At 62.4% G+C, this 21,778-nt stretch carries 28 protein-coding genes; 18 read left to right on the top strand and 10 right to left on the bottom strand.

The window, feature by feature from the left end; translation table 11 throughout:
• Nucleotides 1-7: 7 nt before the first annotated feature.
• The 4 genes from CKW24_RS00670 to pilG all read right to left on the bottom strand — a co-directional run bounded on the left by CKW24_RS00670 (nt 8) and on the right by pilG (nt 3,545).
• Nucleotides 8-2,068: a methyl-accepting chemotaxis protein gene (locus CKW24_RS00670; protein WP_095164498.1), complete on the bottom strand. Its 2,061-nt coding sequence runs from the start codon at nt 2,066-2,068 to the stop codon at nt 8-10.
• A gap of 99 nt (nt 2,069-2,167) precedes the next feature.
• On the bottom strand, nt 2,168-2,707 hold the full coding sequence (locus CKW24_RS00675; RefSeq protein WP_095164500.1) for a chemotaxis protein CheW: 540 nt from the start codon (nt 2,705-2,707) through the stop codon (nt 2,168-2,170).
• A gap of 10 nt (nt 2,708-2,717) precedes the next feature.
• Nucleotides 2,718-3,083 (bottom strand): twitching motility response regulator PilH, encoded by a 366-nt coding sequence (gene pilH, locus CKW24_RS00680; protein WP_095165186.1) that lies wholly within the window; start codon nt 3,081-3,083, stop codon nt 2,718-2,720.
• Between the two features lie 57 nt (nt 3,084-3,140).
• Complete coding sequence (gene pilG / locus CKW24_RS00685; RefSeq protein ID WP_095164502.1) at nt 3,141-3,545, bottom strand: twitching motility response regulator PilG; 405 nt, start codon at nt 3,543-3,545, stop codon at nt 3,141-3,143.
• Between the two features lie 280 nt (nt 3,546-3,825).
• On the opposite strand from pilG, the gene gshB reads away from it, so the two are divergent.
• From gshB to CKW24_RS00720, 7 genes are all read left to right on the top strand, one after another.
• Nucleotides 3,826-4,779, top strand: a complete 954-nt coding sequence (gshB, locus tag CKW24_RS00690; RefSeq protein WP_095164504.1) for a glutathione synthase — start codon at nt 3,826-3,828, stop codon at nt 4,777-4,779.
• 77 nt (nt 4,780-4,856) lie between these two features.
• A complete protein-coding gene (locus CKW24_RS00695; protein WP_095164506.1) occupies nt 4,857-5,756 on the top strand; it encodes an energy transducer TonB in 900 nt (299 codons plus the stop codon).
• A 190-nt stretch (nt 5,757-5,946) separates the two neighbouring features.
• Nucleotides 5,947-6,519, top strand: coding sequence for a YqgE/AlgH family protein (locus tag CKW24_RS00700; RefSeq protein WP_095164508.1), 573 nt, complete (start codon nt 5,947-5,949; stop codon nt 6,517-6,519).
• Nucleotides 6,519-6,956, top strand: a complete 438-nt coding sequence (gene ruvX / locus CKW24_RS00705; protein WP_008007435.1) for a Holliday junction resolvase RuvX — start codon at nt 6,519-6,521, stop codon at nt 6,954-6,956. Before CKW24_RS00700 ends, ruvX begins: the two co-directional genes overlap by 1 nt.
• A gap of 81 nt (nt 6,957-7,037) precedes the next feature.
• Complete coding sequence (pyrR, locus tag CKW24_RS00710; protein ID WP_095164510.1) at nt 7,038-7,541, top strand: bifunctional pyr operon transcriptional regulator/uracil phosphoribosyltransferase PyrR; 504 nt, start codon at nt 7,038-7,040, stop codon at nt 7,539-7,541.
• A 27-nt stretch (nt 7,542-7,568) separates the two neighbouring features.
• Entirely contained in the window at nt 7,569-8,573 is a 1,005-nt protein-coding gene (locus CKW24_RS00715; RefSeq protein WP_095164512.1) for an aspartate carbamoyltransferase catalytic subunit, read from the top strand.
• Nucleotides 8,570-9,841: a dihydroorotase gene (locus CKW24_RS00720; protein WP_095164514.1), complete on the top strand. Its 1,272-nt coding sequence runs from the start codon at nt 8,570-8,572 to the stop codon at nt 9,839-9,841. The genes CKW24_RS00715 and CKW24_RS00720 overlap by 4 nt, the downstream gene beginning before the upstream one ends.
• A gap of 48 nt (nt 9,842-9,889) precedes the next feature.
• Here the strand turns inward: CKW24_RS00720 and CKW24_RS00725 are convergent, their stop codons facing one another.
• Complete coding sequence (locus CKW24_RS00725) at nt 9,890-10,321, bottom strand: TM2 domain-containing protein (protein ID WP_095164516.1); 432 nt, start codon at nt 10,319-10,321, stop codon at nt 9,890-9,892.
• A gap of 250 nt (nt 10,322-10,571) precedes the next feature.
• Between CKW24_RS00725 and CKW24_RS00730 the strand changes: the two genes are divergently transcribed.
• Complete coding sequence (locus tag CKW24_RS00730; RefSeq protein ID WP_095164518.1) at nt 10,572-11,192, top strand: C40 family peptidase; 621 nt, start codon at nt 10,572-10,574, stop codon at nt 11,190-11,192.
• Between the two features lie 71 nt (nt 11,193-11,263).
• Here the strand turns inward: CKW24_RS00730 and CKW24_RS00735 are convergent, their stop codons facing one another.
• Entirely contained in the window at nt 11,264-12,298 is a 1,035-nt protein-coding gene (locus tag CKW24_RS00735) for a type IV pilus twitching motility protein PilT (protein ID WP_095164520.1), read from the bottom strand.
• 55 nt (nt 12,299-12,353) lie between these two features.
• On the opposite strand from CKW24_RS00735, the gene CKW24_RS00740 reads away from it, so the two are divergent.
• From CKW24_RS00740 to CKW24_RS00785, 10 genes are all read left to right on the top strand, one after another.
• Entirely contained in the window at nt 12,354-13,046 is a 693-nt protein-coding gene (locus CKW24_RS00740) for a YggS family pyridoxal phosphate-dependent enzyme (protein ID WP_095164522.1), read from the top strand.
• Nucleotides 13,047-13,099: 53 nt separating this feature from the next.
• Nucleotides 13,100-13,918, top strand: coding sequence for a pyrroline-5-carboxylate reductase (gene proC / locus CKW24_RS00745; protein ID WP_095164524.1), 819 nt, complete (start codon nt 13,100-13,102; stop codon nt 13,916-13,918).
• 10 nt (nt 13,919-13,928) lie between these two features.
• Nucleotides 13,929-14,519, top strand: coding sequence for a YggT family protein (locus tag CKW24_RS00750; protein WP_095164526.1), 591 nt, complete (start codon nt 13,929-13,931; stop codon nt 14,517-14,519).
• On the top strand, nt 14,519-14,815 hold the full coding sequence (locus CKW24_RS00755; protein ID WP_095164528.1) for a DUF167 domain-containing protein: 297 nt from the start codon (nt 14,519-14,521) through the stop codon (nt 14,813-14,815). The genes CKW24_RS00750 and CKW24_RS00755 overlap by 1 nt, the downstream gene beginning before the upstream one ends.
• 182 nt (nt 14,816-14,997) lie before the next feature.
• Nucleotides 14,998-16,137, top strand: coding sequence for a homoserine O-acetyltransferase (locus tag CKW24_RS00760; RefSeq protein ID WP_095164530.1), 1,140 nt, complete (start codon nt 14,998-15,000; stop codon nt 16,135-16,137).
• Between the two features lie 7 nt (nt 16,138-16,144).
• A complete protein-coding gene (gene metW / locus CKW24_RS00765) occupies nt 16,145-16,765 on the top strand; it encodes a methionine biosynthesis protein MetW (RefSeq protein WP_095164532.1) in 621 nt (206 codons plus the stop codon).
• A 24-nt stretch (nt 16,766-16,789) separates the two neighbouring features.
• Nucleotides 16,790-17,224 (top strand): DUF4426 domain-containing protein, encoded by a 435-nt coding sequence (locus CKW24_RS00770; RefSeq protein WP_095164534.1) that lies wholly within the window; start codon nt 16,790-16,792, stop codon nt 17,222-17,224.
• Nucleotides 17,221-17,817, top strand: a complete 597-nt coding sequence (gene rdgB, locus CKW24_RS00775; protein WP_095164536.1) for an RdgB/HAM1 family non-canonical purine NTP pyrophosphatase — start codon at nt 17,221-17,223, stop codon at nt 17,815-17,817. The genes CKW24_RS00770 and rdgB overlap by 4 nt, the downstream gene beginning before the upstream one ends.
• Nucleotides 17,814-19,019: a radical SAM family heme chaperone HemW gene (gene hemW, locus CKW24_RS00780; protein WP_095164537.1), complete on the top strand. Its 1,206-nt coding sequence runs from the start codon at nt 17,814-17,816 to the stop codon at nt 19,017-19,019. The genes rdgB and hemW overlap by 4 nt, the downstream gene beginning before the upstream one ends.
• 23 nt (nt 19,020-19,042) lie before the next feature.
• Complete coding sequence (locus tag CKW24_RS00785) at nt 19,043-19,366, top strand: DUF3392 domain-containing protein (protein WP_095164539.1); 324 nt, start codon at nt 19,043-19,045, stop codon at nt 19,364-19,366.
• 118 nt (nt 19,367-19,484) lie between these two features.
• On the opposite strand, the gene trmB is transcribed toward CKW24_RS00785, so the two are convergent.
• From trmB to CKW24_RS00805, 4 genes are all read right to left on the bottom strand, one after another.
• The gene (gene trmB / locus CKW24_RS00790) at nt 19,485-20,210 is read right to left on the bottom strand and encodes a tRNA (guanosine(46)-N7)-methyltransferase TrmB (RefSeq protein WP_095164541.1); all 726 of its coding nucleotides are present in this window, start codon (nt 20,208-20,210) and stop codon (nt 19,485-19,487) included.
• A 9-nt stretch (nt 20,211-20,219) separates the two neighbouring features.
• Nucleotides 20,220-21,014 (bottom strand): thiazole synthase, encoded by a 795-nt coding sequence (locus CKW24_RS00795; RefSeq protein WP_095164543.1) that lies wholly within the window; start codon nt 21,012-21,014, stop codon nt 20,220-20,222.
• A gap of 66 nt (nt 21,015-21,080) precedes the next feature.
• A complete protein-coding gene (thiS, locus tag CKW24_RS00800; RefSeq protein ID WP_162530216.1) occupies nt 21,081-21,281 on the bottom strand; it encodes a sulfur carrier protein ThiS in 201 nt (66 codons plus the stop codon).
• 71 nt (nt 21,282-21,352) lie between these two features.
• Nucleotides 21,353-21,733, bottom strand: a complete 381-nt coding sequence (locus tag CKW24_RS00805; RefSeq protein ID WP_095164544.1) for a DUF423 domain-containing protein — start codon at nt 21,731-21,733, stop codon at nt 21,353-21,355.
• Nucleotides 21,734-21,778 lie beyond the last annotated feature (45 nt).

Genomic DNA, 21,778 nt, shown 5'->3' on the forward strand with positions numbered 1-21,778 from the left:
GCAGGGTTCAGGTCTTGTCGGTTCCGCGCTCCGGTACCGCCGGCAAGGTGAAGCCGGACACCGAGCGCCGCAACTGACTGGCCATTTTCGCCAGGTTGCCAATGCTCTCTGCGGTGGCCGTGGAGCCCGACGAGGTTTGCGTGGTGATCTGCTGGATCACGTTCATGGTCAAGGAAATCTGTCCCGCCGACGACGTCTGTTGCTGCGCCGCATTGGAAATGCTCTGGATCAGCGCCGCAAGGGTTTTCGAAACGCCTTCGATTTCTTCCAGGGCTACTCCGGCATCCTGCGCCAGCCGCGCGCCGCGCACCACCTCGGTGGTGGTCTGCTCCATGGAGATCACCGCCTCATTGGTGTCGGTCTGGATCGCCCGCACCAGGGTTTCAATCTGCCGGGTGGCGGCGGAAGAACGTTCAGCCAGGCGCTGCACCTCGTCGGCCACCACGGCAAACCCGCGCCCGGCGTCGCCGGCCATGGACGCCTGGATCGCCGCGTTGAGGGCCAGGATATTGGTCTGGTCGGCGATGTCGTCGATCAGGCTGACGATATCGCCGATTTCCTGGGACGACTCGCCCAGGCGCTTGATGCGCTTGGCGGTGTCCTGGATCTGCTCACGAATGTTGTCCATGCCGTGAATGGTGTTGTGCACCACCTCGTTGCCCTTGTTGGCGATCTCCACCGAACGCTCGGCCACAGCCGATGATTCGGCGGCGTTCGCCGACACCTGGTCGATGGACTGGGCCATGTCGTTGATCGAAGCCGACGCTTCGCTGATCTGCTGGGCCTGATGCTCCGAGGCCTGGGCCAGGTGCATCGCCGTGGCCTGGGTTTCCTGCACAGCGGCGGCGACCTGGCCGGCCGTGAGGTTGATGGTAGCCACCAGGTCGCGCAGTTGATCGACCGAGTAGTTGATGGAGTCGGCAATGGTCCCGGTGAAGTCTTCAGTCACCGACGCCGTGACCGTCAGGTCGCCATCTGCCAGGTCCTCGATTTCGTCGAGCAGGCGCATGATCGCGTTCTGGTTGCGCTCGTTCTTCTCGGCGGTCTCGCGCAACTGGCGGTTGGTTTCACGCACCATCACCAGGCCAATCAGGATGATCGAGGTCAGCGCCAGCAGGCCCAGCACGTAACCGCCTATGGTGTCGGTGGAGCGTCCGCCCACCAGGTTCTCGAAGCCGTTGGCCAGGTGCGAGGCTTCCTCCAGCAGGGTCTGCGAGAGGTTGAAGATATTGCCCGCCGACTCACGGACCTTGAACAGCTGGGGCGAGGTCTCGAGGATTTCATCCACCGAACCGGAGACAAACTGGAACAGCTCGGCGATTTCGGTCAGACGAGCACGGGCATCGCGGTCCTCGACCTGGCTGACCTTGAGCGCGGGATTGCCCTGCAGCATGCCGTTGAGCACCTGGCCGAAGCGCGCCGCGTCCCGGCCAAACACATCGGCGGCCTGCTGGGCGTTTTCATCGCCGGCCAGCACCGTGTTGACGGCGCCAAGGATGCGCTCGGCAAGCAGCGACTGGCGCTGGGCCATGGCTACCTGGGTAGCTGGCGCGCCGCGCTGCAGCAGGATTTCGACGACTTTTTCGTACTCGACCTGCAACTGCGGCACGGTCTCGGCCAACGTCGCGGCCACTTGGTGCAGCGACAGCACGGTCTGCTCGCTGGAGAGGATCGCGTCGGTGTTTTTCAGCAACCGCTCCCAATCCAACTGCACGGCGCGCATTTGCGGACGCACCACCGCCGGTGCTGGCGGCAGGCCCGTGGCCGGGTCGCCTTTCTTCAGGTAGCCCCAACGCTGTGCAAAGTCATTGCGCGCGTCGCTGAGCAACTTGAACGCCGCGGCTTTGCCGGCAGCCGCTTCGGTGGCGTTCTTGGCAATACGCTGGGACAGCACGCGCAACTCACCAGCATGGCCGATGTACTGCTTGTCGTAGGAAGCTTGAGTATTGAGGTAGGCAAAGTTGGCGAACAACAGCACGATGAACACGATCAGCGCGATGAACAGCGCAATGATCTGCGAACGACTGCGCGATCCATCGCTTGAGGTGCCCGTGTTGACTTTAATCATCGATCTTCGCCTGTTGACCCACATTGTGAAACCTGTCCGGCGTCCTTGCGCGTGCTGCGCACTCGAACGCAGCCTTCGGCAGCGGCTACAGGTACCCGCCTACACCGCCACATCCATGAAGCGTGGCGACTGCGCCACGGCAAACGGACTGAACACCTGCCAGCGTTGCTCACGCTCGAACCGACCCTTGATGAAAGCCGCCGCCGGGTCGTCCTGGCTGCCTGCCGCTCCCGGCTCGAACCGGGCCTGATCGAAGTGCTGCATGCCCAGCACCTCATCGACCATCAGGCCGACGAACGTTTCCTTGTACTCGACCACCAGGACCCGGCGCTGCTTGCGCTGAGCCGACAACTCGGCGCCCAGGAAGCCGCACAGGTCCATCACCGGCAGCAAGCGGCCACGCAGGTTGGCCACCCCCCGAACCCACGGCTTGACCCCGGGCAACTGGGTCAGGCGCGGCTCATGCAGGACTTCGCTGACCTCGCCCATGGGCGCCACGTACCAGTGTTCGCCCAGGCGAAAGCCAATGCCGCTCCAGCCGTGATTGCGGGTTGGCTGGGACGGCAAGTCAGCCGCCAGCAAGCGGCAACGCTGGTCGATCTGCAGCAACAGTTCAAAGGCGCTCAGCGACTCGGCCATGGCGCGGCCGTCAGCCTGCCAGCACAGCGTTCAGGGTCTTGATCAGGGTGTCTTCGTCCACCGGCTTGGTCAGGTAGTCCTTGGCGCCCTGGCGAGTGCCCCAGACCTTGTCGGTATCCTGGTCCTTGGTGGTGATGATGATTACCGGAATATGGCCGGTCTCCGGGTCCTTGGTCAGTTGACGGGTCGCCTGGAAGCCGTTGAGGCCGGGCATGACGATGTCCATCAAGACCGCGTCGGGCTTTTCCTGACGGGCCAGCGCCACGCCATCGGCACCGTTTTGTGCCTTCAACACTTCATGGCCGTGCTTTTCCAGCATGCCGGTGAGTTTGTACATTTCGGTCGGCGAGTCATCGACGATCAGAATACGTGCCATGGTCTTCCCCATTCTTGTAGACGCCAGGCCGGTTGGCCGGGCATCACTGTGCGTGTCTTACAGCGGCGCATCGGCTGCGAAGCCCGGTACATGAGCGCGAATCGCGTTCAACAGTTCTTCCTTGCTGAATGGCTTGGTCAAAAACTGATCGGAACCGACAATCCGCCCCTTGGCCTTGTCGAACAAGCCGTCCTTGGACGACAGCATGATCACTGGCGTGGCCTTGAACGCACTGTTGTTCTTGATTAAAGCGCAGGTCTGATAACCATCCAGACGCGGCATCATGATGTCGACAAAAATGATCCCCGGATGGTTGTCGGTGATCTTGGCCAGCGCATCAAAACCATCGATGGCGGTGATCACCTCGCAGCCCGCATTGCGTAACAAGGTTTCAGCGGTACGGCGAATGGTCTTCGAATCGTCGATCACCATGACCTTCAAGGCGTTGGAATGCTGTTCCATATCTGCTCTACCATCGCCTGGGCGAATCAGTTTGTCCGTTTGCGGCTGCCCGTTGGCTCGAAACCCTTGATGATCAAGGGCCAGCGCGACATGCCAGCCTTTTTAGCACAGTCTCCATGTCCAATCTATCGGCCGACCCGCGAGGCGGTTTTTCCTTGACCGGGAACCCACCGGGCGCCACTCTGACGCCACTTTTTCTGGCCTTCGGCTGGTTTTTTTGCAGGAGCGAGCTCGCTCCTGCACAAGACACACCCAGCCCTTCAAACTCGAGGAAACACCCATGAGCGTTCGCGTCGGGATTGTCATGGACCCTATCGCCAGCATTTCCTATAAAAAGGATAGCTCGCTGGCCATGCTGCTGGCCGCCCAGGCACGCGGTTGGGAACTGTTCTATATGGAACAGAGCGACCTGTACCAGGGCGAAGGCGAGGCGCGGGCCCGCATGCGACCGTTGAAAGTCTTCGCCGACCCGCAGAAATGGTTCGAGCTCGAAGCCGAGACCGACGCGCTGCTGAGCGACCTGGATGTGATCCTGATGCGCAAGGATCCGCCCTTCGACATGGAGTTCGTCTACTCCACCTACCTGCTCGAGCAAGCCGAACGCGCCGGTGTCCTGGTGGTCAACAAGCCGCAAAGCCTGCGCGACTGCAATGAAAAGCTGTTCGCCACCCTGTTCCCCCAGTGCACCCCGCCGACCGTGGTCAGCCGCCGCGCCGACGTGCTGCGTGAGTTCGCCGCCAAACACGGCGATGTAATCCTCAAGCCACTGGACGGCATGGGCGGCACCTCGATCTTCCGTCACCGCGCGGGCGATCCGAACCTGTCGGTGATTCTTGAAACCCTGACCGCCCTGGGCACCCAGCAGATCATGGGCCAGGCTTACCTGCCGGCAATCAAGGACGGTGACAAGCGCATCCTGATGATCGACGGCGAACCGGTGGACTACTGCCTGGCGCGCATCCCGGCCCAGGGCGAAACCCGTGGCAACCTGGCCGCCGGCGGCCGTGGCGAAGCCCGTCCATTGACCGACAAGGACCGCTGGATCGCTGCCCAGGTCGGCCCGACCCTGCGGGAAAAAGGCCTGCTGTTTGTCGGCCTCGACGTGATTGGTGAGCACCTGACCGAAATCAACGTCACCAGCCCGACCTGTATTCGCGAGATCGACAATGCATTTGGCACGAACATCGGCGAAATGCTGATGGCAGCCATCGATCAGAAGCTCAAGGCTCGTTGATATAGAACCCCCAAGGGCAGACCAACATTGCGTTATCATGCGCGGCCTGTGCAAAACGCGATGTTGGTTTCCTTGTCATGACCCTGCCGTCCGATCTGCCCCCTGAACTCGCCCACCGCGGCGTGCGCCCGGCCGATCGCCTCGGATTTACCCTGTTCCTGGCGGCGCTGATCCACCTGGCACTGATCCTCGGCCTGGGGTTTACCTTTGCCGAACCCAAGCAGATCAGTAAAACCCTGGAAATCACCCTCGCCACCTTCAAAAGCGAAACCAAGCCGAAAAAAGCCGACTTCCTGGCCCAGGAAAATCAGCAAGGCAGCGGCACCCTGGATAAAAAGGCGATCCCCAAGACCACCGAGATCGCGCCGTTCCAGGACAACAAGGTGCAAAAGGTCACGCCACCGCCCGCGGTCAAACCCCAAGTACCGGTCGCCGCTCCCAAGGCCGCCGTGACCACAGTGGCGCCAGCCCCGAAAAAAGCCGCGACCAAGAAGGAAGAAGTGAAGTCGGCACCGACGCCCAAGCCGGTGACGCCGACCTTCGACAGCGCCCAACTGTCCAGCGACATCGCCAGCCTCGAGGCGGAACTGGCCAACGAACAACAGCTGTATGCCAAGCGCCCGCGCATCCACCGCCTGAGTGCGGCCTCGACCATGCGCGACAAGGGTGCCTGGTACAAGGATGAATGGCGCAAGAAGGTCGAGCGCATCGGCAACCTGAACTATCCCGACGAAGCGCGGCGCAAACAGATCTACGGCAATTTGCGCCTGATGGTCTCGATCAACCGCGACGGCTCGCTGTATGAAGTGCTGGTCCTGGAGTCTTCCGGCCAGCCACTGCTGGACCAGGCGGCCCAGCGTATCGTGCGTCTGGCAGCACCCTTTGCGCCGTTTACCGGCGACCTGTCGGACATTGACCGATTGGAGATCATCCGCACCTGGAGGTTTGCCCGCGGGGACAGGCTTTCCAGCAATTGAACAGCAGGAAACCCTGTGGGAGCGGGCTTGCCCGCGATAGCGGTGGGTCTGACACGGCAATTATCAATGTGCCGCCGTCATCGCGGGCAAGCCCGCTCCCACAGGGGCCTGAGTTATTCGCGGATATTCTGGGCATTTCCTGCACATCCCCAGCTTGTCAGTTTGCCCCTCCAACGCCACACTAGCGCACATGAAAAACGTCATTCCCAGCTACCTCAAGCATCACTTCCTGATCGCCATGCCCCACATGGCCGACCCGAACTTTGCGCACACCTTGACCTACATCGTCGAGCACACGGCCAATGGTGCCATGGGGCTGGTGATCAACCGCCCGCAGGACCTGAGCCTGGCGGATATCCTTGAGCAGTTGCGCCCTGACGTCGAACCACCGGTGTTGTGCCAGCATGTACCGATTTTCATCGGTGGCCCGGTGCAGACCGACCGTGGTTTTGTGCTGCACCCCTCGGGCATGACGTTCCAGGCGACCGTTGATCTGGAGGGCGAGCTGTCCTTGTCCACCTCCCAGGACGTGCTGTTTGCGATTGCCGACGGCGTCGGTCCGGCCAAGAGCCTGATCGCCCTCGGCTATGCCGGCTGGGAAGCCGGGCAACTGGAGGCCGAACTGGCCGACAACGCCTGGCTGACCTGCCCGTTCGACACCGACATCCTGTTCAACACCAGCAGCGAACTGCGCCTGGACGCGGCGGCCAAGCACCTGGGCGTCAACCTCAGCCTGCTCACCAGCCAGGCGGGGCACGCCTGATGGCCCTGCGTCTGATCCTCGGTTTTGACTACGGCACCAAACAGATCGGCGTGGCCGTTGGCCAGGTAATTACCGGCCAGGCCCGCGAGCTGTGCACCCTCAAGGCGCAAAACGGCATTCCCGACTGGAACCAGGTCGAAGCCCTGATCAAGGAGTGGAAGCCTGACGCGGTGGTGGTCGGCTTGCCGCTGAACATGGACGGCACGCCCAGCGACATGTGCCTGCGCGCGGAAAAATTCGCCCGGCGCCTCAATGGCCGCTACAACCTGCCCTTTTATACCCACGATGAACGCCTGACCACTTTCGAGGCCAAAGGCGAACGCCTGGTCCGTGGCGGGCAGAAAGGCAGCTACCGCGACAACCCGGTCGACGCCATCGCTGCCGCCCTGCTGCTGCAAGGCTGGCTCGACGAAAACAGCGCACTGTTCGAATCCTGAAGAGCCGCAGCAAGCGACTCTCTTAGCTACAACCCGAGCCTCTCCCTGCAAGTCCCGGCTCGGGCCCAAGAAGGAGCAACCATGAGCCTGCCCAATCCCGTCGAACTGATCAGCCAGATGGCGACCCAGCTTGACGCCTACCTGGCCAAACGCGGAATCAGCGAGCCGCGCTACATCGGCATTCGCACCGGCGGCGTGTGGGTCGCTCAGGCCCTGCTCGAAGCACTGGGCAGCGACGCGCCACTGGGTACCCTGGACGTTTCCTTCTACCGCGACGACTTCAGCCAGAATGGCCTGCACCCGCAAGTGCGCCCATCGGCCCTGCCCTTCGAGATCGAAGGCCAGCACCTGGTGCTGATCGACGACGTGCTGATGAGCGGGCGGACCATCCGCGCCGCCATGAACGAACTCTTCGACTATGGCCGCCCAGCCAGCGTGACCCTGGTCTGCCTGCTGGACCTGGACGCCGGCGAGCTGCCGATCCGCCCGAACGTGGTCGGCGCGACCCTGTCCCTGGCCGCCCACGAACGGGTCAAGCTGTCCGGTCCGGAACTTGCGCTCGAACTGCAAGACCTCGCCCTTTAATCCGCCCTATTGAGAGTCCCCCTCGCGATGACGCCTCTAGATACCAAGCGCCCGCTGCAGCTCAATGATCAGGGCCAGCTGCGCCACTTCCTCTCCCTCGACGGCCTGCGCCGCGAGCTGTTGACGGAAATCCTCGACACCGCCGACTCGTTCCTCGAAGTCGGCGCCCGGGCGGTGAAAAAAGTCCCGTTGCTGCGCGGCAAGACCGTGTGCAACGTGTTCTTCGAGAACTCCACCCGCACCCGCACCACCTTCGAACTGGCCGCCCAGCGGTTGTCGGCGGACGTGATCACCCTCAACGTGTCGACGTCGTCGGCGAGCAAGGGCGAAACCCTGCTCGACACCCTGCGCAACCTCGAGGCCATGGCGGCCGACATGTTCGTCGTGCGCCATGGTGACTCCGGCGCCGCGCACTTCATTGCCGAACACGTCTGCCCACAAGTGGCGATCATCAATGGCGGTGACGGCCGGCACGCCCACCCGACCCAGGGCATGCTCGACATGCTCACCATTCGTCGGCACAAGGGCAGCTTCGAGAACCTCTCTGTGGCCATCGTCGGCGACATCCTGCACTCGCGGGTCGCACGCTCGAACATGCTGGCGCTGAAAACCCTCGGCTGCCCGGATATCCGCGTGATCGCCCCCAAGACCCTGCTGCCGATCGGCATCGAGCAATACGGGGTGAAGGTCTACACCGACATGACCGAAGGCCTTAAGGACGTCGACGTGGTGATCATGCTGCGCCTGCAGCGTGAACGCATGACCGGCGGCCTGCTGCCGAGCGAAGGCGAGTTCTACCGCCTGTTCGGCCTGACCACCGCACGCCTGGCCGGCGCCAAGCCGGACTGCATCGTCATGCACCCGGGGCCGATCAACCGTGGGGTGGAGATCGAGTCGGCGGTGGCCGACGGTCCGCACTCGGTGATCCTCAATCAGGTGACCTACGGGATCGCCATTCGTATGGCCGTGTTGTCCATGGCCATGAGCGGGCAGACTGCCCAGCGCCAATTCGAGCAGGAGAACGCCCAGTGAAGCTCAGCATTCTCGGCGCCCGCGTCATCGATCCGAGCAGTGGCCTGGATCAAGTCACCGATATCCACATCGAAGCCTGCAAGATCGTCGCCCTGGGCGCCGCACCCGCCGGCTTCGTCGCCGTGCAAACCATCGAGGCCCAGGGCCTGGTGGTCGCGCCCGGGCTGGTCGACCTCAACGTCGCGCTGCGCGAACCGGGTTACAGCCGCAAAGGCACGATTGCCAGCGAAACCCGCGCCGCCGCGGCCGGTGGTGTCACCAGCCTGTGCTGCCCGCCCCGCACCAAGCCGGTGCTGGACACCTCGGCCGTCGCCGAACTGATCCTCGACCGCGCCCGTGAAGCCGGCAATGCCAAGGTGTTCCCGATCGGTGCCCTGAGCAAGGGTCTGGAAGGCGAGCAACTGGCCGAACTGATTGCCCTGCGCGACACCGGTTGCGTGGCCTTCGGCAACGGCCTGGACAGCTTTCGCAACACCCGCACCCTGTGCCGGGCCCTGGAATACGCGGCGACCTTCGACCTGACGGTGATCTTTCACTCCCAGGACCATGACCTGGCCGAAGGTGGCCTGGCCCACGAAGGCCCGACCGCCAGCTTCCTCGGCCTGCCGGGGATTCCCGAGACAGCGGAAACCGTGGCCCTGGCCCGTGACCTGCTGCTGGTGGAGCAAACCGGGGTGCGTGCGCACTTCAGCCAGCTCACCAGTGCCCGCGGCGTAGCCTTGATCGCCCAGGCCCAGGCCCGGGGCTTGAAGGTCACGGCCGACGTGGCGCTGTATCAGTTGATCCTCACCGATGAGGCGTTGATCGACTTCAACAGCCTGTACCACGTGCAACCGCCGCTGCGCACCCGCGCCGACCGCGATGGCCTGCGCGAGGCAGTGAAGTCCGGGGTGGTGCAAGCCATCTCCAGCCATCACCAGCCCCACGAGCGCGACGCCAAGCTGGCGCCGTTCGGCGCCACCGAACCCGGGATCAGCAGCGTTGAACTGCTGCTGCCGTTGGCCATGACCCTGGTCGAAGACGGCCTGCTCGATCTGCCGACCCTGCTGGCACGCCTCAGCGCCGGTCCGGCCGAGGCCCTGCGCCTGCCGGCGGGCAAGCTGGCGGTGGGCGCTGCGGCTGACCTGGTGGTGTTCGACCCGGCCGCCTCGACCGTCGCCGGCGAGACCTGGCTGTCGAAGGGCGAAAACTGCCCGTTCCTCGGCCACAGCCTACCGGGCGTGGTGCGCTACACCCTGGTGGATGGACGGATCAGCCACCAGGCCTGAACCGTGTCGCTCCAATCGCGGGCAGGCGGAGCGCCGCCCGCGATGCTTTTACTGGAAGGCGCCGCGATTCTGCGCGTTGCGCACCGAAACCTGGTCGTTCAGGGTCCAGAAGTCATACAACACCCCCAGAAAGAACAACCCGCCCGTCACCAGGTACAGCAAACCGCTGATCCACTTCCCCTGATACATGCGGTGTACACCGAACACGCCGAGGAACGTCAGCAGAATCCAGGCCACGTTGTATTCGATCGGCCCTGCGGTAAAACGCAGATCCGCCTCACGGTCCATGGCCGGGATCAGGAACAGGTCGATCAACCAGCCGATGCCCAGCAAACCGAAGGTGAAAAACCAGATCGTGCCAGTCACCGGCTTGCCGTAATAAAAGCGGTGCGCCCCGGTAAAGCCGAGAATCCACAACAGATAACCGATCACCTTGCTGTGGGTGTCCTGGGGTGAAACATCCTGACGATAGGTGTTCATGTAGTCCCTCATATGCCGCGATAGAAAAATAATTTTGTGACTTGTGTGACTTTTTTATGTCGTGCCGACAAGTGGTTTGCCAGCCAAGCACTTCGCGCAAAGCCTTGTACCACCTGACTTGTGTCCGACAATCGAGCCAATTTGCCGCGGCTTCGACGGTTTTGAGCCCCGGTTTGAATCGACCAACGGCCCCGAAAAGGACAAAAAAGCTGTTATAAAGTTGCGCGTTCCTTATATAGAGCCTTGCCTAATGCGTCCATTTTTCAAGACATGGCTAACCATTTGCCTATTATTGCCACTGGCCGCCCACGCCACCAATCGTGAGCAACGTCTTCCAAACGTTAATGGTTACACCCCTAAATCCCATGTTTCTGCTGCTACCAGCAAAAACAAACACAGTGTAAAAGCGCCACAACTGAGCAAGGCCAACAGCTCGCTGGTGCCGCCAATGGCCACCAAGCAGAGCAGCGATGTCTTGAGTCGCGCAGTCAATGTGCTCGGCACTCCCTATCGTTGGGGTGGCAGCAGCCCAAGTAAAGGCTTTGATTGCAGCGGCCTGGTGAAATACGCCTTCAATGACGTAGCCGCCGTAGACCTGCCGCGCACCTCCAATGCCATGGCCTCCGGCCACGGGCTGAAAGTCGATCGCAAGGACCTGAAACCCGGCGACCTGATTTTCTTCAAGCTCAAGAGCCGCAGGGTCAATCATGTTGCCATCTACCTGGGCAACGACCGCTTCATCCACGCACCACGCCGTGGCAAGTCGGTCTCCATCGACACCCTGAAGAAGCCGTACTGGGATAACCACTACGTGGTTGCCAAGCGGGTCCTGCCGAAAGAGCCGAACACCATGCGGATTGTTCAGCGCTGAGTTGAGCTGAGTCAAAGCAAGATCAACAGATCGCAGCCGGTGGCATTCCCGCCGGCTGCGATTTTTTGTATTTACAGGCCTTCGGCCGAGCGCGCCCGCTCTCGCGCATGCTCACGGCTGATCAACCCCCTGCCCAGCAGCGACCTCAGGCTCATGTCCAGGGTCTGCATGCCCAGCGCGCCACCCGTCTGGATCGCCGAATACATCTGCGCCACCTTGTTCTCACGGATCAGGTTACGGATTGCCGGGGTACCCAGCATGATCTCGTGGGCCGCCACCCGACCGCCTCCGACCTTTTTCAACAGCGCCTGGGACACCACCGCCTGCAGGGACTCCGAGAGCATCGAGCGGACCATGGCTTTCTCTTCACCGGGAAACACGTCCACCACCCGGTCGACGGTTTTCGCCGCCGAACTGGTGTGCAACGTGCCGAACACCAAGTGCCCGGTCTCGGCGGCGGTGAGGGCCAGGCGAATGGTTTCCAGGTCCCGCATCTCCCCTACCAGGATCACGTCCGGGTCCTCGCGCAGGGCCGAACGCAGCGCAGCCGCGAAGCTGTGGCTATCGCGGTGCACTTCACGCTGGTTGATCAGGCACTTGCGCGGCTCGTGGACAAACTCGATCGGGTCTTCAATGGTCAGGATGTGTTGATGCCGGTGGCTGTTGAGGTGATCGATCATTGCCGCCAGGGTGGTCGACTTGCCGGAGCCCGTGGGCCCGGTGACCAGCACCAGGCCCCGGGGAAGCTCGGCAATACGACGAAACACATCCCCCAGTCCCAGCTCGTCCAGGCTCGGCACCTTCGACGGGATGATCCGTAATACCGCGCCCGGCCCCCGGTGCTGATGGAAGACATTGACCCGAAAACGCGCCACACCCGGCGCCGAGTAGCAGAAGTCGAGCTCCAGTGCCTGCGCGAACTCGACCTGCTGTGGTTCGCTCATGAGCCCATGGATCAGCGCCGTCACCTGGCGGGCATCCTGTGGCGGCAGGTTGATCCGCCGCACATCGCCATCCACCCGGATCATCGGTGGCAGGCCGGTGGACAAGTGCAAGTCGCAGGCGCCCTGTTTGACGCTGAAGGCCAGCAGCTCAGTGATATCCATAGCACTCCTCAATTCCAGTAGAATGCCGCGAACCTCAGCTGCCGGCGTCCCTTGAATGTCCACGATAGCAGACAACATCTCCCAGGTAGCGGCACGCATCCGCAGTGCTGAACAGGCCGCGCAACGTGCCGCAAACAGCGTCCAGCTGCTGGCCGTGAGCAAGACCAAACCCGCCGCCGCAGTCCGCGAAGCGTACGCTGCCGGGGTCCGCGACTTTGGTGAAAACTACCTGCAGGAAGCGTTGGGCAAACAACGGGAATTGACCGACCTGCCCTTGTGTTGGCACTTCATCGGCCCCATTCAATCGAACAAGACGCGAGATATCGCGCAAAACTTCGCTTGGGTGCACTCCGTGGATCGCTTGAAAATCGCACAACGCCTGTCCGAACAGCGCCCCGCTGAATTGCCAGCCCTGAACATCTGCATCCAGGTCAACGTCAGCGGTGAAGCCAGCAAGTCCGGCTGCACTCCAGCCGACCTGCCGGCCTTGGCCGCGGCGATCAAGGCCCTGCCGCGCCTGACCTTGCGCGGATTGATGGCGATTCCCGAGCCCACCGACAATCGCGCCGAGCAGGACGCTGCCTTTGCCGCCGTACGCGAGCTGAACACCAGCCTGCAAGACAGCCTCAACCTGCCGCTCGACACACTGTCCATGGGCATGAGCCACGACCTCGAGTCGGCCATTGCCCAAGGCGCCACCTGGGTCCGCATCGGTACAGCCCTGTTTGGTGCGCGCGACTATCAGTAAAAACATCACCAGCCATGAACCCTGGCTGGCACCCCACTTTAAAAGGACCTGACATGAGCAAGACGCGTATTGCCTTTATCGGTGCCGGAAACATGGCCGCCAGCCTGATCGGCGGCCTGCGTGCCAAGGGCCTGGACGCCGCGCAGATCCGCGCCAGCGATCCGGGCGCCGAGACCCGTGCGCGGGTGGCCGCAGAGCACGGCATCGAAGTATTCGCCGACAACGCAGACGCCATCGCCGGCGCCGATGTGGTGGTTCTGGCAGTCAAGCCGCAGGCAATGAAAGTAGTCTGCGAAGCACTGCGCCCGAGCCTGCAACCGCAGCAACTGGTGGTCTCGATTGCCGCTGGCATCACCTGCGCCAGCATGAACAACTGGCTAGGTGCCCAGCCGATCGTGCGCTGCATGCCCAACACCCCAGCCCTGCTGCGCCAGGGCGTGAGCGGCCTGTTCGCGACCACCCAGGTCACAGCCGAGCAACGCCAGCAAGCGCAAGACCTGTTGTCGGCCGTGGGCATCGCCCTGTGGCTGGACGAAGAACAGCAACTGGATGCGGTCACCGCCGTGTCTGGCAGTGGCCCGGCATATTTCTTCCTGCTGATCGAAGCCATGACCGCCGCTGGCGAGAAGCTCGGCCTGCCACGGGAAACCGCCGCCCAACTGACCCTGCAAACCGCCCTTGGCGCCGCGCACATGGCAGTTGCCAGTGACGTCGACGCCGCCGAACTGCGCCGCCGCGTCACTTCACCTGCCGGCACCACCGAAGCTGCGATCAAGGCCTTCCAGGCCGGCGGATTCGAAGCCCTGGTGGAACACGCACTGGGTGCCGCAGCACACCGTTCAGCCGAGATGGCTGAGCAACTGGGTCAATAAGGAGCCATACATGATTGGATTGAACACTGCAGCGGTGTACGTGCTGCAAACCCTCGGCAGCCTGTACCTGCTGATCGTACTCCTGCGTTTTGTACTGCAATTGGTACGCGCCAACTTCTACAACCCACTGTGCCAGTTCGCCGTGAAGGCCACTCAACCCCTGCTCAAGCCACTGCGCCGGATCATTCCGAGCGTGTTCGGCCTCGACATGTCGTCGCTGGTCCTGGCGATCTTGGTGCAACTGGCGCTGATGGCCCTGACCCTGCTGCTGACTTACGGCACCACCGGCAACCCGCTGCAACTGCTGATCTGGTCGCTCATCGGGGTCACCGCGCTGTTCCTCAACATCTTCTTCTATGCCCTGATCATCAGCGTGATCCTCTCGTGGGTCGCGCCTGGCAGCCATAACCCGGGTGCCGAACTGGTCAATCAGATCTGCGAGCCGGCCCTGGCGCCATTCCGCAAGATCCTGCCGAACCTGGGCGGCCTGGATATTTCGCCGATCCTGGCGTTCATGGCGCTCAAGCTGATCGACATGCTGGTGATCAACAACCTCGCCGCCATGACGCAGATGCCGGAAATCCTGCGCCTGCTGATCTGATGAGCTATTACCGCTGGGACGGCGCGGACCTGATCCTCGAATGTCACCTGCAACCGGCGGCCCGCAGCGATGATTTCGCGGGCCTGCACGGTGATCGCCTGAAGATCCGCCTGACCGCCCCGCCCGTCGAAGGCAAGGCCAATGCCTACCTGATGGCCTTCCTGGCCAAGGCCTTTGGCGTCTCCAAGAGCCAGGTGAGCCTGCTCAGCGGCGAGCTGAGCAGGCAGAAGCGGGTACGGATCTGCTCACCACAGAAGCTCCCGGACTTGCCGGATCTGGTGCGACAGCCGGGGTGACCGCGTCATCGTTCATCGCGGGCAAGCCACGCTCCCACATGGGAATGCGCCCCCTTGTGGGAGCGTGGCTTGCCCGCGATGGCCGCGCCTCGGTCTGACAGGAAAAATCATCCCCGCCCTTTGCTTGCCGCTGACCACAGCGGTCTTTAGACTTACGCCTCATTTCAACGAGAGCAGGGTCGATGCCAACTGCCTTTCCCGCCGATTCTGTTGGTCTGGTGACGCCCCAAGTGGCGCACTTCAACGAGCCCCTGGCCCTTGCCTGCGGCCGCTCCTTGTCAGCCTATGACCTGATCTACGAAACCTACGGCACGCTGAACGCCACGGCGAGCAACGCCGTGCTGATCTGCCATGCCTTGTCCGGGCACCATCACGCGGCCGGCTTCCACAGCCCCGACGACCGCAAGCCCGGTTGGTGGGACAGCTGCATCGGCCCCGGCAAGCCGATCGACACCGACAAGTTTTTCGTCGTCAGCCTGAACAACCTCGGCGGTTGCAACGGCTCCACCGGCCCCAGCAGCACCAACCCTGAGACCGGCAAGCCATTCGGCGCCGAGTTCCCGGTGCTGACCGTCGAAGACTGGGTCCATAGCCAAGCGCGCCTGGCCGACCGCATCGGCATCACGCAGTGGGCTGCCGTGATCGGTGGCAGCCTGGGTGGCATGCAGGCGATGCAATGGAGCATCACCTACCCCGACCGCATCCGCCACTGCCTGGCCATTGCCTCGGCGCCCAAACTCTCGGCACAGAACATTGCCTTCAACGAAGTCGCGCGCCAGGCGATCCTCACCGATCCGGAGTTTCATGGCGGTTCGTTCCAGGAAGCCGGGGTGATCCCCAAGCGCGGTCTGATGCTGGCGCGCATGGTCGGGCACATCACTTACCTGTCGGACGACTCGATGGGTGAGAAATTCGGCCGCGGCCTCAAGAGCGAAAAGCTCAACTACGACTTCCACAGCGTCGAGTTCCAGGTCGAGAGCTACCTGCGTTATCAGGGTGAAGAGTTCTCCGGACGGTTCGACGCCAACACCTACCTACTGATGACCAAGGCGCTGGACTACTTCGATCCGGCGGCGAACTTCGACGATAACCTGGCGAAAACCTTCGCCGGCGCCAAGGCCAAGTTCTGCGTGATGTCGTTCACCACCGACTGGCGCTTCTCCCCGGCCCGCTCCCGCGAGCTGGTAGATGCCCTGATGGCCGCCAAGAAAGACGTTTGCTACCTGGAGATCGACGCTCCGCAAGGCCACGACGCCTTCCTGATTCCGATCCCGCGCTACCTGCAGGCGTTCAGCAATTACATGAAGCGAATTACGGTGTGAACAAGCCATGAGAGCTGATCTGGAAATCATCCAGGAATGGATCCCCGCCGGCAGCCGCGTGCTCGACCTGGGCTGCGGTGATGGCGAGCTGCTGACCTGGCTCCGCGACAACAAGCAAGTCACCGGCTATGGCCTGGAAAACGACCCGGACAATATTGCCGAGTGCGTGGCCAAGGGCATCAACGTCATCGAGCAGGACCTGGACAAGGGCCTGGGCAACTTTGCCAGCAACAGCTTCGACATCGTGGTCATGACCCAGGCCCTGCAGGCCGTGCATTACCCCGACAAGATCCTCGACGAAATGCTGCGGGTCGGTCGCCAGTGCATCATCACCTTCCCCAACTTCGGGCACTGGCGCTGCCGCTGGTACTTGGCGAGCAAGGGCCGGATGCCGGTTTCGGAGTTCTTGCCGTACACCTGGTACAACACGCCGAACATTCACTTCTGCACCTTCGAAGACTTCGAAGCCTTGTGCAGTGCACGTGAAGCCAAGGTCATTGATCGGCTTGCCGTGGATCAACAGCATCGGCATGGGTGGGCCAGTAAGCTATGGCCTAATCTATTAGGTGAGATTGGCATCTACCGTGTCAGCAGTCCTGGCCTGCAGGATCACCAGGTAGCGGTCTAACCCGTTTTTCAAAGGAGTACGATCATGAGTCGTCTAGCTCTGTTTGCCTTAACCGCCTGCCTGTGCGTCAGCGCCATGGCGGCCGACGTCATCAAGGGCGAGCGCCAGGAAACCTTCGGCGATGTGACGGTGCACTACAACACCTTCAACTCGACCTTCATTCAGCCGGACATCGCCAAGGCCGCCGAACTGATCCGCAGCAAGAACCAGGGCGTGATCAACGTCTCGGTGATCAAGGCCGGCCAGCCCATGGTTGCCAGCGTCACCGGCAGCGTGAAAGACCTGACCAGCAAGACCGTGCCGCTGAACTTCAAGCAAATCACCGAACAAGGGGCGATCTACTACCTCGCCCAATACCCGGTGGACCAGCAAGAAGTCCGCACTTTTGAGATCAAGGTCCAGGCCGGCGACAAGATCAACACCATCAACTTCAACCAAGAGCTCTTCCCCGGCGAATGATCACTTTCACCCAACTCGTACTGGCCAGCCATAACGCCGGCAAACTCAAGGAACTCCAGGCCATGCTCGGCGAATCGGTGCAACTGCGCTCGATTGGCGAGTTCAGCAGCGTGGAGCCTGAAGAAACCGGTCTGTCATTCGTCGAAAACGCCATTCTGAAGGCCCGTAATGCCGCCCGCATCTCCGGCTTGCCGGCGCTGGCCGACGACTCGGGGCTGGCGGTGGACTTTCTCGGCGGTGCGCCGGGCATTTACTCGGCGCGCTACGCCAACGGCCAGGGTGATGCGGCGAACAACGCCAAGCTGCTCGACGTGCTCAAGGACGTCCCGGCCGCCGAGCGTGGCGCCCAGTTCGTCTGCGTCCTGGCCCTGGTGCGCCACGCCGATGACCCGCTGCCGATTCTCTGCGAAGGGCTGTGGCACGGGCGCATCCTGACCCAGGCCAGCGGCGAACACGGCTTTGGCTACGACCCGCTGTTCTGGGTGCCGGAGCGTGACTGCTCGAGCGCCGAACTGAGCCCGGCCGACAAGAACCTCATCAGCCACCGCGCCCGCGCAATGGATCTGCTGCGCCAGCGTCTGGGCCTGAAATGACCCACGAGCCCTCTGCGTCGCCGCTGATTTTCGGCGGCGCCGCGCCATCGCCACGGGCCGCCCTGCCTACGCTGCCGCCCCTGGCGCTGTACATCCACATCCCGTGGTGTGTACGCAAATGCCCCTATTGCGATTTCAACTCGCACACCGCCAGCCCGGTGTTGCCGGAAGAAGAGTACGTCGACGCCCTGCTGGCGGACCTCGATCAGGACCTGCACGCAGTCTACGGCCGAGAGCTGAGTTCGATCTTCTTTGGCGGCGGCACCCCGAGCCTGTTCAGTGCCGTGGCCCTGGGCCGCTTGCTCAAGGGTGTGGAGCAACGCATCCCGTTCGCCAGTGACATCGAAATCACCCTGGAGGCCAACCCGGGCACCTTCGAGCAGGAGAAGTTCGTCGCCTACCGGGCGTTGGGCATCAATCGCCTATCGATCGGTATCCAGAGCTTCCAGCAGGAAAAACTCCAGGCCCTGGGCCGCATCCACAACGGTGACGAAGCGATTCGTGCCGCTGGCATGGCGCGCCAGGCCGGGTTCGACAACTTCAACCTGGACCTGATGCACGGCTTGCCCGATCAGTCCCTGGACGACGCCCTGGACGACCTGCGCCAGGCCATCGCCCTCAAGCCCACCCACCTGTCCTGGTATCAGCTGACGCTGGAACCCAATACGGTGTTCTGGAACCAGCCGCCAACACTGCCGGAAGACGACACCCTGTGGGACATCCAGGAGGCCGGCCAGGCATTGTTGGCCGAGCACGGCTACGCCCAGTACGAAGTCTCGGCTTACGCCCAGGACGGCCGTGCGGCGCGGCATAACCTCAACTACTGGAGCTTTGGCGACTTCATCGGCATTGGCGCCGGAGCCCACGGCAAGCTAAGCCATCCGGACGGGCGCATCGTGCGCACCTGGAAGACCCGCCTGCCCAAGGACTACCTCAACCCGGCAAAAAGCTTCAAGGCGGGCGAGAAAGCCCTGAGCAATGACGAGCTGCCGTTCGAGTTCCTGATGAATGCCTTGCGCCTGACCGAGGGTGTCGAGGCGCGGTTGTACCCGCAACGTACCGGGCTGCCCCTGGAAAGTCTTGCCGAAGGCCGACGCGAGGCCGAACAAAGTGGTTTGTTGCAGGTCGAACCGTCACGCCTTGCGGCGACGCTGCGTGGACAGCTGTTTCTCAATGACTTGCTGCAGAATTTTCTGAGCTGATTTTCAGAACTAAGGGAAAACGAATGGATTTGGTACTCGACCTGCTCGCCACCGTCTCTCGCTGGAGCCGCAGTAACCTCTCGGAAATCGCCCTGGCATTAGTGGGCTGCTTGCTGGTGTTGTTTGGCGCGGACTTCAAAGGCTGGGTCGAGCAACGCCTGGGCAACATCGCCGGAGCCTTGCGCGTGCCGATGATGGCCCTGCTGTGCGTGATCGGCAGCGGTGCGTCGCTGATCTACGCCACACCCTGGATCGTCAAGGGCCTGAGCCAGTTCAACAACTACAGCCTGGCGCCGGTGTTGCTGGTGGTGCTGGTGTTGATTGGGGTCGTGGCTGATCGCCGCTAGCCCTGCGCCCTATACAAATCCACTGTAGGAGCGAGCTTGCTCGCGATGGCGGCCTGACAGTCAACTTGGATGTTGAATGTTAGGGCCTCATCGCGAGCAAGCTCGGCTCCTACAGGTTTTACGCCTGCTTCTCGAACTTCAAGTCCCACACACCATGCCCAAGACGTTCGCCGCGGCGTTCGAACTTGGTGATCGGGCGCTCGGCCGGGCGCGGTACGCACTTGCCGTCTTCGGCCAGGTTGCGGTAACCCGGCGCGACGTTCATCACTTCCAGCATGTATTCGGCGTACGGTTCCCAGTCGGTAGCCATGTGCAACACACCGCCGACCTTCAACTTGCTGCGTACCAGCTCAGCGAAGGACGCCTGGACGATCCGGCGCTTGTGGTGACGGCTCTTGTGCCACGGGTCCGGGAAAAACAGCATCAGGCGATCCAGGCTGTTGTCCGCCACGCAGCGGTTGAGCACTTCGATCGCATCACAATCGTAGACCCGCAGGTTAGTCAGGCCCTGGGTCAGCACGCCATTGAGCAGCGCGCCCACACCTGGACGGTGCACTTCAACCCCGATGAAATCCTGGTCCGGCGCCGCCGCGGCCATTTCCAGCAGCGAGTGGCCCATGCCGAAGCCGATTTCCAGCGAGCGCGGGGCCGAGCGACCGAACACCTGGTCGAAGTCCACCGGCGCGTCGGCCAATGGCAGGACGAACAGCGGCGTGCCCTGCTCCAGGCCCTTTTGCTGGCCTTCGGTCATGCGCCCGGCGCGCATCACAAAACTCTTGATGCGGCGGTGTTGGCGCTCTTCGCCTTCTTCCGTCTGGATAGGCGTGTCGTTCGATTCAGTCATCAATGGCTCTTACTTGATCAGACCATCCAGCGGCGAGGAGGCGCTGGCATAGAGTTTTTTCGGCATGCGGCCAGCGAGGTACGCCAGGCGACCTGCGACAATCGCGTGTTTCATGGCTTCGGCCATCAGGATCGGTTGCTGGGCATGGGCAATGGCCGAGTTCATCAGCACCGCCTCGCAGCCCAGCTCCATGGCGATGGTGGCGTCGGACGCGGTACCGACACCGGCATCCACCAGCACGGGCACTTTGGTTTCTTCGAGGATGATCTGCAGGTTGTACGGGTTGCAGATCCCCAGGCCCGAACCGATCAAGCCAGCCAGCGGCATGATCGCGATGCAGCCGATCTCCGCCAGTTGCCGGGCGATGATCGGGTCATCACTGGTGTAGACCATCACGTCGAAACCTTCCTTGACCAGCGTTTCGGCGGCCTTGAGGGTTTCGATCACATTGGGAAACAGGGTTTTCTGGTCGGCCAGGACTTCCAGCTTCACCAGGTTGTGCCCACCGAGCAGCTCACGGGCCAGGCGACAGGTGCGCACAGCCTCGATCGCGTCGTAGCACCCGGCAGTATTCGGCAGGAAGGTATAGCGCTCTGGCGACAGCACATCGAGCAGGTTCGGCTCGCCCTCGTTCTGGCCCAGGTTGGTGCGGCGTACGGCGAAGGTGACGATCTCAGCGCCCGAGGCCTCGATGGCCAAGCGGGTTTCTTCCATGTCACGGTACTTGCCGGTACCTACCAGCAAACGCGACTGGTAAGTACGACCGGCCAGGACGAAAGGCTTATCGCTGCGAACGTTGCTCATCGGAAATCCTCTGGTGGGGTGAGGGTCTTGCACAATGCGGGTGGGCGCGGTTGTCGCTGCGGGCGACTAGCCGCCACCGATGGCGTGCACCACTTCCACCGAGTCGCCCTCGGTGAGGGTGGTGTCAGCGTGCTGGCTGCGCGGGACGATATCCAGGTTGAGCTCGACCGCCACCCGGCGACCGGTCAGGTCCAGACGGGTCAGCAGGGCCGCAACGGTTTCACCGTCGGGCAGTTCAAGGGATTCGCCGTTCAACTGAATGCGCATGCCGGATGCCGCCATCATTTTTAGGGGCCAGCATTCTAGCCCGATCATGACCTAAAGGTCAGCTACAAGTGTCAGGCGGTTATCTGCAAGCGCCAGGCGGTAATCCCCAGCAGCAGCCAGCCCACGAGGAATGCCAGGCCGCCAAACGGGGTGACGATCCCCAGCTTGCTGATGCCCGTCAGCGTCAGCAGGTACAGGCTGCCGGAAAACAGCAGGATGCCCACGGCAAAACTAACCCCTGCCCAGGTCACCAGGCGCCCAGGAACCTGCGTGGCCAGCAGCGCGACACCCAGCAACGCCAGGGTATGCACCAGTTGATAAGTGACGCCGGTATGAAAAATCGCCAGGTATTCGCTGCTCAAGCGGCCCTTGAGGCCATGGGCGGCAAATGCACCCAGGGCGACACCGGTAAAACCGAAAAAAGCGGCCAGCATCAAAAAGCCACGCAGCATGGGGAACTCCAGTCAGAATCATTGGGCAGGGTCTGTATAATGGCC

The organism is Pseudomonas sp. Irchel 3H3 (assembly GCF_900187635.1).
Classification (GTDB): Bacteria; Pseudomonadota; Gammaproteobacteria; order Pseudomonadales; family Pseudomonadaceae; genus Aquipseudomonas.

Coding starts and splice junctions, on each gene's coding strand:
- CKW24_RS00670 (WP_095164498.1), bottom strand. CDS start 2,068: ATGATTAAAGTCAACACGGGCACCTCAAGCGATGGATCGCGCAGTCGT.
- CKW24_RS00675 (WP_095164500.1), bottom strand. CDS start 2,707: ATGGCCGAGTCGCTGAGCGCCTTTGAACTGTTGCTGCAGATCGACCAG.
- pilH (WP_095165186.1), bottom strand. CDS start 3,083: ATGGCACGTATTCTGATCGTCGATGACTCGCCGACCGAAATGTACAAA.
- pilG (WP_095164502.1), bottom strand. CDS start 3,545: ATGGAACAGCATTCCAACGCCTTGAAGGTCATGGTGATCGACGATTCG.
- gshB (WP_095164504.1), top strand. CDS start 3,826: ATGAGCGTTCGCGTCGGGATTGTCATGGACCCTATCGCCAGCATTTCC.
- CKW24_RS00695 (WP_095164506.1), top strand. CDS start 4,857: ATGACCCTGCCGTCCGATCTGCCCCCTGAACTCGCCCACCGCGGCGTG.
- CKW24_RS00700 (WP_095164508.1), top strand. CDS start 5,947: ATGAAAAACGTCATTCCCAGCTACCTCAAGCATCACTTCCTGATCGCC.
- ruvX (WP_008007435.1), top strand. CDS start 6,519: ATGGCCCTGCGTCTGATCCTCGGTTTTGACTACGGCACCAAACAGATC.
- pyrR (WP_095164510.1), top strand. CDS start 7,038: ATGAGCCTGCCCAATCCCGTCGAACTGATCAGCCAGATGGCGACCCAG.
- CKW24_RS00715 (WP_095164512.1), top strand. CDS start 7,569: ATGACGCCTCTAGATACCAAGCGCCCGCTGCAGCTCAATGATCAGGGC.
- CKW24_RS00725 (WP_095164516.1), bottom strand. CDS start 10,321: ATGAACACCTATCGTCAGGATGTTTCACCCCAGGACACCCACAGCAAG.
- CKW24_RS00730 (WP_095164518.1), top strand. CDS start 10,572: ATGCGTCCATTTTTCAAGACATGGCTAACCATTTGCCTATTATTGCCA.
- CKW24_RS00735 (WP_095164520.1), bottom strand. CDS start 12,298: ATGGATATCACTGAGCTGCTGGCCTTCAGCGTCAAACAGGGCGCCTGC.
- CKW24_RS00740 (WP_095164522.1), top strand. CDS start 12,354: ATGTCCACGATAGCAGACAACATCTCCCAGGTAGCGGCACGCATCCGC.
- proC (WP_095164524.1), top strand. CDS start 13,100: ATGAGCAAGACGCGTATTGCCTTTATCGGTGCCGGAAACATGGCCGCC.
- CKW24_RS00750 (WP_095164526.1), top strand. CDS start 13,929: ATGATTGGATTGAACACTGCAGCGGTGTACGTGCTGCAAACCCTCGGC.
- CKW24_RS00755 (WP_095164528.1), top strand. CDS start 14,519: ATGAGCTATTACCGCTGGGACGGCGCGGACCTGATCCTCGAATGTCAC.
- CKW24_RS00760 (WP_095164530.1), top strand. CDS start 14,998: ATGCCAACTGCCTTTCCCGCCGATTCTGTTGGTCTGGTGACGCCCCAA.
- metW (WP_095164532.1), top strand. CDS start 16,145: ATGAGAGCTGATCTGGAAATCATCCAGGAATGGATCCCCGCCGGCAGC.
- CKW24_RS00770 (WP_095164534.1), top strand. CDS start 16,790: ATGAGTCGTCTAGCTCTGTTTGCCTTAACCGCCTGCCTGTGCGTCAGC.
- rdgB (WP_095164536.1), top strand. CDS start 17,221: ATGATCACTTTCACCCAACTCGTACTGGCCAGCCATAACGCCGGCAAA.
- hemW (WP_095164537.1), top strand. CDS start 17,814: ATGACCCACGAGCCCTCTGCGTCGCCGCTGATTTTCGGCGGCGCCGCG.
- CKW24_RS00785 (WP_095164539.1), top strand. CDS start 19,043: ATGGATTTGGTACTCGACCTGCTCGCCACCGTCTCTCGCTGGAGCCGC.
- trmB (WP_095164541.1), bottom strand. CDS start 20,210: ATGACTGAATCGAACGACACGCCTATCCAGACGGAAGAAGGCGAAGAG.
- CKW24_RS00795 (WP_095164543.1), bottom strand. CDS start 21,014: ATGAGCAACGTTCGCAGCGATAAGCCTTTCGTCCTGGCCGGTCGTACT.
- thiS (WP_162530216.1), bottom strand. CDS start 21,281: ATGCGCATTCAGTTGAACGGCGAATCCCTTGAACTGCCCGACGGTGAA.
- CKW24_RS00805 (WP_095164544.1), bottom strand. CDS start 21,733: ATGCTGCGTGGCTTTTTGATGCTGGCCGCTTTTTTCGGTTTTACCGGT.